1 protein-coding gene is annotated in these 315 nt (G+C 26.7%); it reads left to right on the top strand.

Annotation, left to right across the window (positions count from 1 at the left end; genetic code table 11):
* Window positions 1–315: hypothetical protein (locus ACWIUD_RS12100; RefSeq protein WP_454149423.1), on the top strand; the 315-nt coding region annotated here is incomplete at both ends.

The following is a 315-nucleotide window of genomic DNA, read 5'->3' as shown; positions in this document are numbered from 1 at the left end:
GATTATAAGGGATTGTATGCAAATGAATTTATTATGAGTAATATGGCAGATTTAAGTGTATTTGAGAAGTATAATAAGCAACTTTATAATCTGCTATATTTGGATTTAGCATTGGATTATAATAAATACTTTAATACAAACATAGGACTTTGGGGATTAAATACAAAATTTGGCATAAAGGGTAATATTACAAATAATGCTTTGTCTAAATCAAAAGTCTTTTTGAGTAATAATAGAAGCGTAGATATGATAGTAGATAATGACAAAGTGTTAGGCTATGCAAATATAAGTGGTAGCTATGTGCTAAATACAAAA

Source organism: Helicobacter sp. 23-1044 (genome assembly GCF_053654695.1).
This window is presented reverse-complemented; position numbering and strand designations above follow the sequence as displayed.